The sequence below is a fragment of the Macrococcoides bohemicum genome (assembly GCF_016865215.1).
GTDB lineage: Bacteria > Bacillota > Bacilli > Staphylococcales > Staphylococcaceae > Macrococcoides > Macrococcoides bohemicum.
The window spans coordinates 1,560,599-1,575,807 of the sequence record NZ_CP054482.1; the positions used below are offsets into that span (position 1 = coordinate 1,560,599).

General features: G+C 34.5%; 13 protein-coding genes and 1 other RNA gene. 2 read left to right on the forward strand and 12 right to left on the reverse strand.

Annotated elements, in window-relative coordinates:
* Nucleotides 1–28: 28 nt before the first annotated feature.
* Nucleotides 29–1,030, forward strand: coding sequence for an LLM class flavin-dependent oxidoreductase (locus HT586_RS08120; protein WP_096076282.1), 1,002 nt, complete (start codon nt 29–31; stop codon nt 1,028–1,030).
* Nucleotides 1,031–1,083: 53 nt separating this feature from the next.
* Here the strand turns inward: HT586_RS08120 and HT586_RS08125 are convergent.
* A protein-coding gene (locus HT586_RS08125; RefSeq protein WP_238999212.1) for an IS3 family transposase occupies nt 1,084–2,636 on the reverse strand; the annotation gives its coding sequence in 2 pieces (ribosomal slippage) (nt 1,084–1,959 and nt 1,962–2,636; 1,551 coding nt in all).
* Between the two features lie 87 nt (nt 2,637–2,723).
* Nucleotides 2,724–3,143 carry a cysteine metabolism transcriptional regulator CymR gene (gene cymR, locus HT586_RS08130; protein ID WP_096076281.1) on the reverse strand — a complete coding sequence of 140 codons (420 nt, stop codon included), beginning with the start codon at nt 3,141–3,143 and terminating at the stop codon, nt 2,724–2,726.
* 105 nt (nt 3,144–3,248) lie between these two features.
* Between cymR and HT586_RS08135 the strand changes: the two genes are divergently transcribed.
* The gene (locus HT586_RS08135; protein ID WP_133353486.1) at nt 3,249–4,496 is read left to right on the forward strand and encodes a replication-associated recombination protein A; all 1,248 of its coding nucleotides are present in this window, start codon (nt 3,249–3,251) and stop codon (nt 4,494–4,496) included.
* A gap of 22 nt (nt 4,497–4,518) precedes the next feature.
* Here the strand turns inward: HT586_RS08135 and HT586_RS08140 are convergent, their stop codons facing one another.
* From HT586_RS08140 to HT586_RS08185, 10 genes are all read right to left on the reverse strand, one after another.
* Nucleotides 4,519–5,508: a DUF2705 family protein gene (locus tag HT586_RS08140; RefSeq protein WP_203545572.1), complete on the reverse strand. Its 990-nt coding sequence runs from the start codon at nt 5,506–5,508 to the stop codon at nt 4,519–4,521.
* On the reverse strand, nt 5,501–6,430 hold the full coding sequence (locus tag HT586_RS08145; protein ID WP_203545573.1) for an ABC transporter ATP-binding protein: 930 nt from the start codon (nt 6,428–6,430) through the stop codon (nt 5,501–5,503). Before HT586_RS08145 ends, HT586_RS08140 begins: the two co-directional genes overlap by 8 nt.
* Before the next feature lie 149 nt (nt 6,431–6,579).
* Entirely contained in the window at nt 6,580–7,344 is a 765-nt protein-coding gene (locus HT586_RS08150) for a tRNA threonylcarbamoyladenosine dehydratase (RefSeq protein ID WP_111744811.1), read from the reverse strand.
* Between the two features lie 102 nt (nt 7,345–7,446).
* Nucleotides 7,447–7,637, reverse strand: a non-coding RNA gene (gene ssrS / locus HT586_RS08155) — 6S RNA.
* Between the two features lie 41 nt (nt 7,638–7,678).
* Nucleotides 7,679–9,484, reverse strand: coding sequence for an aspartate--tRNA ligase (gene aspS / locus HT586_RS08160; protein ID WP_203545574.1), 1,806 nt, complete (start codon nt 9,482–9,484; stop codon nt 7,679–7,681).
* Nucleotide 9,485: 1 nt separating this feature from the next.
* Nucleotides 9,486–10,748: a histidine--tRNA ligase gene (gene hisS / locus HT586_RS08165; protein WP_133353368.1), complete on the reverse strand. Its 1,263-nt coding sequence runs from the start codon at nt 10,746–10,748 to the stop codon at nt 9,486–9,488.
* Between the two features lie 303 nt (nt 10,749–11,051).
* Nucleotides 11,052–11,912 (reverse strand): N-acetylmuramoyl-L-alanine amidase, encoded by an 861-nt coding sequence (locus HT586_RS08170; RefSeq protein ID WP_133353369.1) that lies wholly within the window; start codon nt 11,910–11,912, stop codon nt 11,052–11,054.
* A complete protein-coding gene (gene dtd, locus HT586_RS08175; RefSeq protein ID WP_133353370.1) occupies nt 11,909–12,361 on the reverse strand; it encodes a D-aminoacyl-tRNA deacylase in 453 nt (150 codons plus the stop codon). The genes HT586_RS08170 and dtd overlap by 4 nt, the downstream gene beginning before the upstream one ends.
* Nucleotides 12,362–12,371: 10 nt before the next feature.
* Nucleotides 12,372–14,561, reverse strand: a complete 2,190-nt coding sequence (locus HT586_RS08180; protein ID WP_203545575.1) for a RelA/SpoT family protein — start codon at nt 14,559–14,561, stop codon at nt 12,372–12,374.
* A gap of 119 nt (nt 14,562–14,680) precedes the next feature.
* Nucleotides 14,681–15,202 (reverse strand): adenine phosphoribosyltransferase, encoded by a 522-nt coding sequence (locus HT586_RS08185; protein WP_096076272.1) that lies wholly within the window; start codon nt 15,200–15,202, stop codon nt 14,681–14,683.
* Nucleotides 15,203–15,209: the final 7 nt, after the last annotated feature.

Below are 15,209 nucleotides of genomic sequence, written 5' to 3' on the forward strand. Positions count from 1 at the left end.
CGGTACTATATTAAAAGGAGTTAATTATATGTCTAATCTCAATATTCCTATTTCTATCTTGAATTTAGCGCCAGTAAGAAAAGGCGATACAAACAAGGATGCAATCGATCAGGTGGTATCACTGGCTCAACTGGCTGAAGAACTAGGTTATAACCGATACTGGATTGCTGAGCACCATAATACACCGAGTCTTGTGAGTTCAGCAACAGTAGTGCTTATTAATCATGTGCTTCAACATACAAAATCAATACAGGTTGGTTCAGGTGGAATCATGTTACCTAACCATGCACCACTCGTTGTAGCTGAACAGTTTGGTACAATGGCTACTATTTATCCTGATCGTTTAAATCTAGGGTTAGGTCGTGCACCAGGTACGGATATGATGACTGCGAGTGCTCTTCGTCGTGATCGTCACGATAGTGTATATACTTTCCCTGAAGAAATTCAGGAATTGTTAAAGTATTTTGGACCTGAAGAAAAACAAGGATTTGTAAAAGCTTATCCTGGTGCTGACACAAATGTACCTATATTTGTGCTTGGTTCTTCAACAGATTCAGCACACCTTGCTGCACGTCTCGGTTTACCTTATGCGTTTGCCGGACACTTTGCACCGGAACAGATGAAAGAAGCAATCGCAATTTATCGCAATCTTTTCCAGAAGTCTGAATATCTAGACAAACCTTATGTTATAGTCGGTACGAATGTGATTATCGGCGAAACCGATGAAGAAGCTGATTACCTGGCGACTTCCACGCATCAATTTTTCTTAAGTATCATCCGAAATACAAGACAACCGCTGCAGCCACCAGTAAAAGATATGGATGCAATTTGGAGTCCACAAGAAAAACAAATGGCATTATCTCGTACTCAAACTGGTTTTGTAGGTTCTAAAGAAACTGTAAAACAAAAATTACAAGCTTTTCAAGATGAATTCAACGTTGACGAATTCATTGTCGTAAGTTATATATATGATCTTGATAAGCAATATCAAAGTTTCAGATGGTTAAAAGAAATTACAGAAGAAAAATAGTTATCGCAAATTTGAACATCACCCTGTCAAGTAGACACTTAAAAAAATAAAACTTAGTTACTCGGCTGCGCTTGTATTAGCGCAGCCATTTTTAATGAAATACGATCGCCATTAAAAAATTTAATATACTTTCTAATCTCTTTTTTAGCTTGATCAAAATCCTCAAAAATATATTTTTTACTTTTAAAAATCTCCGATTTTAATAAACCCCAAAACCCTTCCATTGGGCCATTGTCTATGCATCTGCTAACTCTAGACATACTTTGTATCATTTTAGCTTCTTTCAGTTTTTTATTAAAATTTCTACTTGTGTACTGAAACCCTCTATCACTGTGAAAAATAATATCTTCAGTCTCATTTTCTTTTTTAGCTTTATTAAATGTATTAAAAACTAATGGATTATCATTTCTTCGTGAAACTTCATAACTCACAATCTTTTTAGAACCTAAATCATAGATTGCACTAAGGTATACTTTTTTGCCGTTTCTTAATTTGAACTCTGTCACATCTGTTAACCATACTTTATTTGGCTCGTTTTGTTGAAAATCTCTATTTAACACATTTAAAGCAGTTGTTTCTGGAGTACTACGGATGTATTTTTTCTTTTTCTGGCGGATCAAAGCTTTAATATTATATTTTTGAGTGATTCGTTGTACTTTTTTATGGTTAACCTGATATTCAGTAAATAGTCTTAAATAGATATAAATTCTTCTGTAACCGTAAGTACCACCAGACAAGTTGTATATTCGAAGAATTTCATTCTTTAAATTTTCATTTTCAATTTCAGTGCTTGGAATTATTCTATTTAACCATTTGTAATAACTTGATCTTGAAATACCTAGAGCATCACATATCCATTTAATAGGATATCTTTCTTTTAGTTCAGTTACAGTTTTATATGATGCTAATTGTTTAACTTTTGATTCATCAACTGCCTTTCGATTTGTTTTCTCTTTTTTAAAGCTTCATTCTCTAGTTCTAGAAATTGATTTCTTGATTCTAATGCTTTTAATTTCAATTTCAATTGTTCCTCAGTACTCAATGTTTCTGTAGGTTTTCCTTTTCCACGTCCATCTATAAGTCCTGTTTCACCATGTTCATTATATTTTTTCACCCAGCTATAAACCTGAGAATATTTCACTTTGAAATTCTCAGCAGTACTTTTGTAATCAAATTCGTTACTTATACAATAATTTACGATTTCAATACGCTCTTCTAAAGTAGTTTTTCTAGCTTTCATATTATATACCTCCGGTTTTGGAGAATAAGTTTTATTCTCTTTTCCTTCAGTATACTTTATTACCCACTTACGTATAGTTTCATGAGATGGAATGTTATATTCTGCTGCTAATGTTTGAAATGATTTGCCCGTTTGAATATACTCATGAATAACACTTTTTTTAAATTCCGAGGTATATGAATGATTATTTTTTCTTGATTTAAGAGAGTGAATACCATGTTCTAAGTATCTTCTATATTCAGCTGCGAGTGTAACTTTATTAATATCCAAACCAAACTTATTTATGATACTGCTAAATGAATTTCCGTCTTCATACAAATCGAAGATTTGTTGATATTTATCAAGTGTAATTTTCTTTTTTCTCAAATTAAAAACTCCCTATAAAGTTTTCACTTTTTAAGTGTCTACTTTATAGGGAGCATATCAATGCGATAACTATTTTTTTGATTATTTCTAAATATAGAACATGTATCCTTCGATAATATCATCTTCTTTATAGTTCATTAAATCTTCCAGAGTCGTTTCATCCAGCACTTTTTTTACAGCGTCGCGAATATCAATCCACAATTGCTTTTGAGCTGGGGGTTCATCTTCAATACCTTCTACAGGTGTAATTGGTCCTTCAAGTAAACGGATAATATCTGCTGCTGTCACTTCTTTAGGGGCTTTCATTAACATATAACCACCTTTTGCACCTCGTACGCTTTTAATGAGACCAGCATTTCTTAACGGACCTACAAGTTGTTCTAAATACAGATCACTGAGATTATTTTCTTCAGCGATAATTTTTAATGATACTGGTTTCGTCTGATATCGTTTAGCAAGAGATATCATCAAAGTTAAACCGTATCTACCTTTAGTTGAAATTTTCATAATTATTACGCCCCTTTTCAATAAATCAATTTTATCACATTTTGACATAGAATAAGGTACACTTTTATTAAAGGAGTGAATATATTGGAACCTTTAGCATATAGAATGCGTCCTTCTTCTATTGATGAAGTCATTGGACAGCAGCATCTTGTAGGTGAACAAGGAATTATACGTAGAATGGTCAATGCTAAAAGACTTTCTTCTATGATTCTTTACGGACCTCCGGGTGTAGGTAAAACTAGTATTGCCAAAGCGATTGCTGGCAGTACAGCAGTGAAATTCAGACAATTAAACGCAGTAACCAATACAAAAAAAGATATGCAGATGATAGCTGAAGAAGCTAAAATGAGTGGTCAGGTTATTCTCCTTTTAGATGAAATTCATCGATTAGATAAAGGGAAACAGGATTTTCTGTTGCCTCATCTCGAAAATGGTCAAATTATATTAATCGGTGCAACAACAAGCAATCCATATCATGCAATCAATCCTGCGATAAGATCAAGAACACAAATATTTGAGCTTTATCCTTTAACAGAAATCGATATTAATACTGCCCTACTTCGAGCGATAAACGATAAGGAAAAAGGTTATGGCAATGAAGATATCGAAATTGATGAAGCAGCAATCAATCATTTCGTGCAAAGTGCGCAAGGCGACATTAGAACGAGCTTAAATGCATTAGAACTGGCAATCCTTTCAGCTGAAACTAAAAATCCAATAAAAATCACATTAAAAGATGCGAAAGATTGTTTACAAAAATCCAGTTTTCAATTCGATAAAGACGGTGATATGCACTATGACTTGATGAGTGCTTTCCAAAAATCTATTCGTGGTAGTGATGTTGATGCGGCACTGCATTATCTTGCGCGCCTCATTGAGGGAGGAGACTTACCGACGATAGCCAGACGTTTACTTGTCATCAGTTACGAAGATATCGGACTCGCATCTCCTTCAGCAGGCTCAAGAACGCTTGCTGCGATTGAATCTGCTGAACGACTTGGATTTCCCGAAGCACGCATACCACTTGCGCAAGCTGTCATCGAACTTTGTTTATCACCGAAATCAAATTCTGGTATCTCAGCAATTGACGCTGCATTATCTGACGTACGAAGCGGTAAAATCGGTGCCATACCAAAACACTTAAAAGATGCCCACTATCAAGGTGCGAAAGATTTAGGTAATGGTGTGGGATATCAATATCCTCATAGTGCTGAATCAGGGTTTATCGCTCAACAGTATTTACCGGATACACTAAAGAAAAAGCAATACTATGTACCAAAGCGCACTAGTAAAGCAGAACAACAATTCAAACAAATTTATGATAATATTAAACAACAACAAAACAGGCATTGAGTCATTACTCAATGCCTGTTTATTAGTTTGCTACATCTCTTTTATTAAAGATCCACGCTGCAACTGCTGTTATAATTATTAATATTACAATATCATACGTTAAACTAAAGCCAAATGATAAATCTTTATCTGCTAGTTCTGCTGGATTATTCGGTAAGTACTGAGATAAGTTCCAGTTAGCCGGCCATAAAAATTCAATCAGCTTCGTTTTACCTTGCAGGAACATAATGATTAAATCCCCGAAGAACATTAACGCAAAAGTTACACCTAAGCTTAAAGCAGTATTCTTAAAAATAACTGATAAAGCATAAGCGACGATAGCGAAAGTAATAATATAAATAAAGTTGGAAAAAATTTGTTGTCCTAATAACTCAAATACATTGATCATCTTATAACCTTTATTGCCTTGTACAGCCAGTTCAGTTGTTGGGTTCATCTTTGTTGTAAATAAAGCAATTATAGCTGTCATTACATAAGTAAAGACTAAAAATATAAGTGATGCTAATATTGCAAAGATAAATTTAGAAAAGAAAATCTTTAATCTAGATGCAGGACGAATTAATAACAACTTAATTGTCCCTTGCTGATGTTCACGTGACATTAAACTGCTGCAGATAATAATCAGCATGATTGTAACAAATGAAATAAAACCATTTGTATCTATGAGTGTCTGATAAAAATTATTCTTTGCTGGTGGTTGAACATCTTTTTTCAGATAGAATTGTAATTCAGCTACTCGGTCACCTAAAGTCATTTCATCCGTAAATTCTTTCATAGATTTCTTATCTTCTGGTTTTTTAGCGATTTCTGCTAATCGTTTCTGATATTTCGAAATATCTTCTTTAACTTCTGATTTCCAGTTATCCGAATAAGTCTTATTATCAATACTGCTCGCAAACTGCATGTTCAACACTACACCTAAAATCATAAATGCAACAATAATACCCAGCATAATATATGTACCAAGCCGATTAAAATACTTATTATATTCATTAACTACTAACTTAAACAATGCTACCGCCTCCTTCTTTTGTTAATGCCATGAAGCGATCTTCAAGTGAAAGTTTTTCTTTTGTTACACCATAGATATCAATATCAGTGCTTACTAAATCACGTATGAGTTGCGGTACATCTTTTGAAGCAATATCTATTGAAAGCAAGTCATTGTTCAGTTTAAATGGCACACCTTTTTCATTTAAGAATTTAACTGCCTGATCGATTGGATAAACATCAAAATCATGTTTTACAACATCACTTGCAGTTACTACTGTGTTGACTTCTTCAATACGAATCATCTGTCCATTCTTGATAATCCCAAATCGATCACACATGAGTTCCATTTCGCTCATTAAATGACTTGATACAATGACTGACATATTTTCTTCTCGTGCTAGCTTTTTAATATAATCACGAATTTCACGTATACCCGAAGGATCTAATCCATTGGTCGGTTCGTCTAAAATCAATATTTTAGGTTTATGCAGTAAAGCTTGTGCTAAACCTAATCGTTGTCGCATACCTAATGAATAACGACCAACTTTTTCTTTAATTCGATTTTCAAGCCCAACTAACTTGACAACACGATCAATATCTTCTTTTGAAATACCAGTCTGCATGCGTGCAAATTGCTTTAAATTCTCTAAACCAGATAAAAATGGATATAATTCAGGATTCTCAACGATTGCACCGATATCTTTCATGACTTCACTACGATTCGTTAGTACCGAACGTCCAAAAACTTTAACATCTCTAGAAGTAGGTGTTGTAAGGCCAACAATCATTCGAATAGTGGTTGTTTTACCAGCACCATTCGGACCTAAAAAGCCAAATACTTCACCCTTTTTTACATCAAAGTTTAAATCTTTAATAATCTGCCTTTTGTTAATCGTCTTATTTAAATTGCTAACCTGTAAACTAAATTGATTTTCTTCCATTTTTACACCTCCGTTATATTTATCATACATGATAAATCCAGTCATTTACTTTTTGGCAACAACTTTTAAGGTAAATTTAAGGTTGAATCATACAAAAAGCTGAAGTGAAATCATCATTGATTTTACTTCAGCTTTTTTAAGAGAAACTATTATCTATCTTTCACACGTGTCACAGGAAAATCTTTTAATATATCATTGACAACCCAGCTGGCACAGATTAACCCTACCACACTTGGCACGAATGCATTACTTGATGGTGGCATTTGCGCCTTACGGACAGATGCATCGGCATTACCAACATATGCTTTTACATCTTCACGAATCACGATTGGGCTTTCATCACTAAATACGACTGGAATACCTTTATGAATACGATCTTTCTTTAATTTTGTACGAATAACTTTCGCCATAGGATCTGTATGTGTTTTAGAAATATCAACTATTTTAAAACGTGTTGGGTCAGTTTTGTTTGCAGCACCCATACTTGAAATCATTTTAATGTTACGTTTCAAACATTCTTTCATCAAGTGAATTTTATACATAATCGTATCACTCGCATCTACAACATAATCAATATCATATTTAAAGATCTCCTCATATGTTTCATCTGTATAGAACATATGAAGCGGCGTAACTTTACATTCAGGATTAATGAGTTTAATACGTTCTTCCATTAATGTGACTTTTGACTGACCAACTGTTGTAGTTAACGCATGTATTTGACGGTTAACATTGGTAATGTCCACGTCATCTTTATCAATCAGGATAATGTGTCCAATATTTGTTCTTGCAAGGGCTTCAGCCGCAAAAGAACCGACCCCACCTACTCCTAATATCATTACTGTCTTGTTTTTTAGTGCTTCTAAACCTTCTTTACCATAAGCAAGTTCATTTCTTGAAAATTGATGTTTCATTTCATTTCTCCATTCATTATTGTCAATAAATATATCCTATCATATTAGTAAGCTTTAATCATTACAAAAAAAGACGAGAGACAAAAGTCTCTCGCCTTACGGATAGTATCCAAGTGAGCCGTCGTTTTAAGTGTTGATCATTTTGGCCTGTTATAAACAGGTGGGTGTCCCGTTTCTAATTTTGCAAGTCCTCCATTTGAGGCGTGTGCGCTAAAAGAAAACCTATTAGACTCCCGATCAAAAAAGTGTTAGGTCAAAATAGAATAAACAAACATCGAACTCTTCAGACACCTATCTTATGACTATATAATATCACATATTTATTTATTTGCAACTATTTCGTATCTTCTTTTTCTTCTTCTGCGTTAGCAGTTTCCTTAATGTTTAATGCTATGTGTAAATCATCTAATTGTGCTGTTTCAACTGCACTTGGTGCTTCAGTAAGAAGATCAGTTGCAGAAGCTGTTTTAGGGAATGCAATGACGTCACGCAAGTTAGAACGTCCTGCAAGTAACATCACCATTCTGTCTAATCCAAGAGCAATACCGCCATGTGGTGGTGCACCGAATTTAAATGCATTCATCAAGAAACCAAATTGTTCTTCCGCTTCTTCTTTCGTAAATCCTAATGCTTCAAACATTTGTGCCTGAACTTCCTGATCATGGATACGAATTGATCCTCCACCTAATTCATAACCATTTAATACTACATCATAAGCATTTGCTTCAGCAGCTCCAGGATTAGACTTCAATAAATCTAAATGCTCAGGTTTTGGTGCAGTAAATGGATGATGTGCCGCAAAGTAACGATCTAACGCTTCGTCATATTCAAATAGTGGCCAATCTGTCACCCATAAGAAATTAAATTTATTTTCGTCAATCAATCCTAAATCTTTACCTAATTTGTTACGTAAGTTTGCAAGACTCGCATTTACTACCGATAATTTATCAGCGACAAATAATACTAAATCTCCAGTTTCAGCATCAGTAAGTTCAACTAATTCAGCTGTTATTGCTTCATCAAAGAATTTAGCAATGGGTCCATTTAATCCATCTTCTACAACTTTTACCCAGGCAAGCCCTTTTGCACCATATATTTTTGCGAAGTCTTGTAAAGCATCAATATCTTTTCTTGAATATTTATCAGCAGCGCCTTTTACGACGATTGCTTTTACCGCACCACCGTTTTTCACTGCTTCACTAAATACTTTAAAGTCCATTTTTGATGCTAAGTCATTTAATGTTTTTAATTTCATATCGAAACGTGTGTCAGGCTTATCAATTCCGTAATCGCGCATTGCTTCTGCATATGTCATACGCGGGAATGGTGTAGTAATGTCAATCCCTTTCACGTCCTTCATAATTCGTGCAAGCATACCTTCATTCATCGTCATCACATCTTCCTGATCAACGAAACTCATCTCGATATCGATTTGAGTAAATTCAGGTTGACGGTCCGCACGTAAATCTTCATCTCGGAAACATTTAACGATTTGATAGTATTTATCGAATCCACCGATCATCAATAACTGTTTAAATATTTGTGGTGATTGGGGCAATGCAAAGAATTTACCTTCCTGCACACGTGAAGGTACTAGATAGTCACGTGCTCCTTCTGGTGTTGACTTTGTAAGTACTGGCGTCTCAACTTCATAAAATCCTGATTCATCCAAATAGTTACGAACAGCACGTGTAATTTGATGGCGCATCTTAAACGTATTCGCAAGTGGTTCACGACGTAAATCTAAGTAACGATATTTTAAACGGATATCCTCAGAAATATCAGTTTCTGCTTCGATTTGGAATGGGGGTGTCTCAGATTTATTGATGATGTTAACTTCAGCAACCCGAACTTCAATTTTTCCAGTTTTGATTTTTGGATTTACAACAGCTGCATCTCGCTCCGTTACTTTTCCTCTTACTTCAACAACGTACTCAGAACGAATCGTTTCTGCTATTGCTAATGCATCTTGAGAGAAATCTGGATTGAATACAACTTGCACGATACCTTCTCTATCACGTAAATCAATGAAAATTAATCCACCTAAATCTCGTCTTTTTTGTACCCATCCTTTGAGTACAACTTCTTGTCCTATATATTCTTCTGTAACTAACCCACAGTATGTCGTTCTTTTATCCATGTTATTTTTCTCCTTTTATAAATGATGCTAGTTTTTCAATCTCAATTTCGGTACTTTCACCAGTTTTCATCGATTTCACATTTATCTTACCGCTTTCAAGTTCATTTGAACCAAGCACTATCGTATTTTTGGCATGAATACGGTCAGCCTGTTTCATTTGTCCTTTCATTTTACGGTTTAAATAGTCGATATCAGCTTTAATACCGTTGTTACGTAAATCCGCTAAAATCTTAATACCGGCATCCACTGTTTCAGGCATTGTAACAATATAAAGGTCGATAGCTTCTTCGGTTTCAAGCTCAATACCTTCTGCTTCGATTGCAAGTAACAGACGTTCAATACTTAGAGCAAATCCAATACCCGTTTCTTTCGGACCTTCTAGCATTTCTAATAATCCATTGTAGCGGCCACCGCCACATAATGTCGTAATTGCACCAAATCCTTCAGCATCACTCATTACTTCAAATGCAGTATGAGTATAGTAGTCTAAGCCACGCACTAAATTTGCGTCCTCTACATAAGGAATTTCTAAAATATCTAAATAACGTTTAACTTCGTTGTAGTAATTTAAAGAATAATCATTTAAGAACTCCGTTATTTTTGGTGCATTTTTAACTGATGGTTGATCACGGTCAACTTTACAATCAAGAATGCGCATTGGATTTGTGTGTAATCGATTTTTACAATCATTACAGAAATGCTCGATATGTGGTTCGAAATGTTTAACTAATGCCTCTTTATAAATGTTACGGCTTTCCAGATCACCGATTGAATTTAATACAATTTTTACGTGTTGTAAGCCAAATGATTTATAGATTGAATACACCATGTGAATAACTTCAGCATCCATGGCAGGATTTTCTGCTCCTATTGCTTCTACACCAAATTGAACGAATTGACGATAACGTCCTTTTTGCTTGCGTTCATAGCGGAACATTGGACCATTATAATATAATTTAACCGGTTGATTCGCATCACCATTCATTTTATTCTCGATATAGCTTCTGACAACAGCTGCTGTGCCTTCAGGACGTAATGTAATGCTTCGATCACCTTTATCCTTAAACGTATACATTTCTTTTTGTACAATGTCTGTCGTATCACCGACACCTCTTGCAAATAAATCAGTTGATTCAAATATTGGTGTTCGAATTTCTTTATAGTTAAACGATGCAGCTATTGCATGTAATCTATCTTCAATATATCGCCATTTTGGAGTTTCTGTCGGTAAAATATCCTGTGTTCCTCTTGGTATATTAATCATATATTTTCCTCCTAAAAAAATAAGTCCCTTATGCATCATAAATAATGCATAAGGGACGTAAAATTTTCCGTGTTGCCACCCTAATTGGTACAAATGTACCCACTCTAGTACATTTAACGCATGTAAATCGGTGATACTTTCATATCACAGCCTCATCTATTGTTACATCTTATAAGAATTTATCATCTAATTTCAGCAGGATAGATGTCTCTATTCAATAAATTTCCTATAAATGATAGACTAAAACGGCATTTGTTAAGTTTGAATAGGTTTATATTACTAAGTTAATCTACTAAAGTCAAGTTAATATAAAAAGTAATTACGCAGACCATCAACCATACTCGTCGTAATAATTTGACGATATACTTTATCATTCATTAGTTTTTCATCGGTAGGATTACTGATATAACCCAATTCTAATAAAACTGCAGGTGTCTTCGTTTGGCGTATCACCTGGAAGTTTTCCTGACGAACACCACGATCAGATAACAGTGCTTTTTGTTTAATCGCCATATGTAATGTGTCTGCAAGCACCTTCTGATTATCATGATGATAGTAAACGGTTAAACCATGTGGACTAGATGCTTCTAGAGCATCTGCATGAATGCTGATAAATACATCTGCAGCACCTTTTCTATTTTTTAGCTTTATATATTCATCACCGTTTCTTGTCATTAAAACAGTCGCACCTTCTTCTTCTAACTTCTCTTTAAGCATTAAACTTGTCTTCAGAGTAATCACTTTCTCTATCGTCCCGTCTTTACTTGAAGCACCTTGATCATTTCCACCATGACCAGGATCTATCATGATGACTTTGCCTTTAAAAGGATTAGCTCCAGCAATCTTATCTTTTTTTATATTGAGGTTTGTGTGCCACCCTGCAATCCAACCCTTTTTCTCACCGTTATCAACGTAATACCATTTCCCGGTATGCTTTATGATATCAAAATGTTCACCCTTCTTAACATCAAAAATAATAGGATAAAAAGCTTGTGGTCCAGTTCTTAGTGCGCCGTCTTCAATCATTGATAATGTTGTTGGTTTATTATTCTGCTTCGTAAACAGCCAAAATAATAAGACAATCAGTAATATTGTAACGAGCGCTAAAATCATTAGTCTTAAAACCCTTGAACGTTGGATGGGTCTTAAATCAATCTTTTTCATTGTATCTTCCCCTCAACGCTCTCAAAAATAATCGTAACAGGACCATCATTTATTAATGCAATATCCATCATTTCTCCAAATACACCAGAAAAAACTTCGAGTTGATGTCCTCTTAGTATTTCATTGAACTTTTCATACATCTCTTTTGCTATTTCAGGTGACTTGGCATCTGTAAAACTTGGACGATTACCTTTTTTGATATTTGCATATAATGTAAATTGTGATATCGACAATATCTTGCCACCAACGTCGTTAATTGATAAATTCATCTTTCCCTGTTCATCTTCAAAAATACGGGTATTAGCAATTTTCTTAGCGACTACTTTCAAATCTTCTTCTGTTGTATGTTCACCTATGCCAACTAATAAACAGTAACCTTGATCAATCGATTGATAATAATCTCCTGACTTAACAGAAGCTTGTTTTACTTTTTGTAATATTACACGCATGTTTGACACCTCAATTTAATATCCTAGTTACTGTGTATATATCACTCAATTGTTTAATCTTTTCAACAACGCGCATCAATTCACTGACATTCTTCACCATAATACTAATATTAATCTTAGCATTTTTATCGATATCAGCTTTACCAGAAACTTGTGTTAATGTTGTCTTCGTAGCATTTACTGCTTGTAATACTTCGTTTAGTAAGCCAAGTCGATCATACGCTGTGATTTCTAAATCAACTTGATAAGTTTTATTTTCTGAAGATTTTACCCATTCGACATCTATTAAACGCTCAGTTTCATTTACAACATTCGGGCATTCGGTACGATGGACTTTTACCCCATGTCCTTTCGTAATATAGCCAACGATTTCATCTCCAGGTATAGGGTTACAACATTTAGACAATTTAATCAGCATATTATCCATGCCTTCAACATAAACACCGGTTTCTGTCTGAATATCACGTTTAACATTTAACTTTTTATTAACTTCCTGTACTTGATTTAACCTTTGTTCTTTTTCTTTGATACGGTGTCGTTCAGTTAATTTATTAACTACAGCTGATGCAGTTAATCCACCGAATCCAACAGCCGCATATATATCATCTATTGAAGTGAAATTATATTTATCTATAACGACGGCTATATTTTCTTCAATCATTACTTCTTCAATATTTATGCGTTGCTCTTTTAGTTCTGCTTCAATCATGAACTTTCCTTTTTCTACATTGCTAGAACGATCCTGCTTCTTAAAGAAACTTTTTATCTTACTTTTAGCGCTTGCTGACTTACAGATTTTCAGCCAGTCTCGACTTGGTCCATAAGAATGTTTTGAAGTTCTAATCTCAATGATGTCACCAGTTTTAAGTTCATAATCAATCGGAACGATTTTACCATTTACTTTCGCACCGATCATTTTGTTTCCGACTTCACTATGTACTGCATATGCAAAATCAATCGGAACAGCGCCAAAAGGTAATTCTACAACATCACTTTCCGGTGTAAATACATATACTTTATCTGACTGAAGATCATACTTCAGTGATTCCATAAATGCTTCAGCATCCGGTGATGTAGAGTCCGTTTCTTCAATTTCTGTCATCCAGCTCATCTTACTTAAATTTTTCGCTTCATCTGGATTGACCAGCGTCTTTCCTTCTTTATACGCCCAGTGTGCTGCTACACCATGTTCTGCTATTTCATGCATTTCATGAGTTCTTATCTGTATTTCCAATGGATCACCATTTGGACCTACAACTGTAGTATGAAGTGACTGATACATATTAGGTTTTGGCATCGCAATATAATCTTTGAATCTTCCGGGCATCGGTTTCCATAGCGTATGAACTAAACCTAAAACAGCATAACAATCTTTAATTGAGTCCACTAATACACGAATCGCTAATAAATCAAAAATCTGGTCAAAGTGTTTCTTTTGTTTAACCATCTTACGATAGATGCTATAGATATGTTTAGGACGACCGGTAATTTCTCCTCGGATACCTGTAATCCCCATTTCCTTACGGATATTTTCAATGGCATTTTCTATGTATGCTTCTCGTTCACTACGTTTCTTCTTCATTAAATGGACGATTCTAAAATATTGAATACTGTCAATATATCGTAAAGAAATATCTTCTAACTCCCATTTAATCGTATTAATTCCAAGGCGATGTGCAAGAGGCGCATAAATTTCTAAAGTTTCTTTAGCAATACGTACTTGTTTTTCGTGAGGCATTGCTTTTAATGTACGCATATTATGTAATCTGTCAGCGAGTTTAACTAATATGACACGCACATCTTTTGCGATAGCAATAAACAATTTACGATGGTTTTCTGCCTGTTGTTCTGCTTTTGAACGATATTTCACTTTTTCTAACTTTGTAACGCCATCTACGATATATGCAACTTCTTCGTTAAACATTGCCTTTAAATCCTCATACGTATATGGTGTATCTTCCACAACATCGTGTAAGAATCCAGCAACTATTGTCGGCCCATCTAATTTCATCTCAGCTAATATACCAGCTACCTGAATGGGATGCATAATGTACGGTAAACCATTTTTTCTAAATTGACCTGTATGAGCTTTTTCGGCAAGTTGATAGCTTTTAACAACGAATTGATAGTCCTCTTCAGATAAATATGCTTTTGTCATCTCAAGAACATCATCTTTTGTATATGGATATTCATTGTTCATTCTATCACCACCTCTTTATATAATGTATTAATAATACTATATTATGACTTATTTTTAAATGAAATATAAAAAAGACTGAGTCAATTTATTGCTACTCAATCTTTTTCGGTAAACGATTATTATTCCTCTTCATACTCTACCAATGTTAAAACATCGTACCCTTCTAACTTCTGCATACCGTTTAAATATTTTAAATCTATAATAAAGGCAATACCTGCAACAATTCCACCTAATTGCTCAATTAATTTAATCGTTGCTTCAATCGTTCCACCTGTTGCTAGTAAATCATCTGTTATTAATACACGTTGACCTGGTTTAATCGCATCTTTATGCATCGTTAACACGTTACTACCATATTCAAGATCATATTCATAACGAATAACTTCCCTTGGTAATTTACCTTCTTTTCTAACAGGTGCAAAGCCAATGTTCATTGCATAAGCAACTGGACATCCGATTATAAACCCACGTGCTTCTGGTCCAACTACGATATCAATTTCTTTTTCACGTGCGAAATTAACAATCTGATCTGTAGCATAGGCATATGCCTCACCATTATCCATCAAAGTTGTAATATCTTTAAAGCTAATACCTTCTTTTGGCCAGTCTTTCACTTCTGCAATATGCTTTTTTAAATCCATCTTTGTG

Bases quoted from the DNA above. Each gene is read 5' to 3' on its own strand.
- HT586_RS08120 (WP_096076282.1), top strand. From the start codon at position 29: ATGTCTAATCTCAATATTCCTATTTCTATCTTGAATTTAGCGCCAGTA.
- cymR (WP_096076281.1), bottom strand. From the start codon at position 3,143: ATGAAAATTTCAACTAAAGGTAGATACGGTTTAACTTTGATGATATCT.
- HT586_RS08135 (WP_133353486.1), top strand. From the start codon at position 3,249: ATGCGTCCTTCTTCTATTGATGAAGTCATTGGACAGCAGCATCTTGTA.
- HT586_RS08145 (WP_203545573.1), bottom strand. From the start codon at position 6,430: ATGGAAGAAAATCAATTTAGTTTACAGGTTAGCAATTTAAATAAGACG.
- HT586_RS08150 (WP_111744811.1), bottom strand. From the start codon at position 7,344: ATGAAACATCAATTTTCAAGAAATGAACTTGCTTATGGTAAAGAAGGT.
- aspS (WP_203545574.1), bottom strand. From the start codon at position 9,484: ATGGATAAAAGAACGACATACTGTGGGTTAGTTACAGAAGAATATATA.
- hisS (WP_133353368.1), bottom strand. From the start codon at position 10,748: ATGATTAATATACCAAGAGGAACACAGGATATTTTACCGACAGAAACT.
- HT586_RS08170 (WP_133353369.1), bottom strand. From the start codon at position 11,912: ATGAAAAAGATTGATTTAAGACCCATCCAACGTTCAAGGGTTTTAAGA.
- dtd (WP_133353370.1), bottom strand. From the start codon at position 12,361: ATGCGTGTAATATTACAAAAAGTAAAACAAGCTTCTGTTAAGTCAGGA.
- HT586_RS08180 (WP_203545575.1), bottom strand. From the start codon at position 14,561: ATGAACAATGAATATCCATATACAAAAGATGATGTTCTTGAGATGACA.
- HT586_RS08185 (WP_096076272.1), bottom strand. From the start codon at position 15,202: ATGGATTTAAAAAAGCATATTGCAGAAGTGAAAGACTGGCCAAAAGAA.